This window comes from Thalassotalea sp. G20_0 (assembly GCF_017744175.1).
Taxonomy (GTDB): Bacteria; Pseudomonadota; Gammaproteobacteria; order Pseudomonadales; family Endozoicomonadaceae; genus Endozoicomonas.
This window is the reverse complement of the sequence record NZ_JAGHQV010000476.1, coordinates 1-568: the sequence shown is the minus strand read 5'-3', so window position 1 is coordinate 568 and position 568 is coordinate 1. Positions and strand designations below refer to the sequence as shown.

At 49.3% G+C, this 568-nt stretch carries 1 protein-coding gene; it reads left to right on the top strand.

Translation table 11 applies throughout. The features are described from left to right. Positions 1 to 568 (top strand): hypothetical protein (locus tag J7438_RS27125; RefSeq protein ID WP_209279118.1); only part of this gene is annotated, 568 nt, incomplete at both ends.

Sequence of the window (568 nt, the reverse complement as noted above, 5' to 3'; positions counted from 1 at the left end):
ATGCATTGCAATACGACGGCCTGAAGGTTGTTGATGAGTATGACCGGTTATCCACACCCAGCAGTAATGATGAGTTTAAGGAGCAGGCCGCAGATATGAGCCGCGCGCAAAGCGTGCTCGGGACGGAACCGGTAAATGAACGCGAAGTGGCCGAATTGCTGGCAGCCTTTTTGAGCGGCAGTAAGAATAAAGTCTGTCTGTCAGCCACCATGGGAACCGGTTTTACCATGGCTGGGTTGACGAAATCGGCCACCGTTAAAGAGGCAGCGAAAAAATGTGAATCGAACGCCATGACAACCCAAGCCAGACTCTTCAACTGGCTATCGAAAACCACGCCTGTCTTGTCCGGTGATACATCCGACCCGGAGAATAGAATTAACGTCCTCAAGCAGGTGATGGAGCGTTCCGGTAAGGATAAACAGATCATTCTGTTTGATGGTAACCATAATGGTGAAGACCGGTTCATGCACGTTAAGAAGGATTATGACTATCTGAAAGAAGCACGAGGAGGCAAGGTTCGGGGGCTTTTGTACTACAACGAACAGAAACAGCTCTGTTTGTACCATCT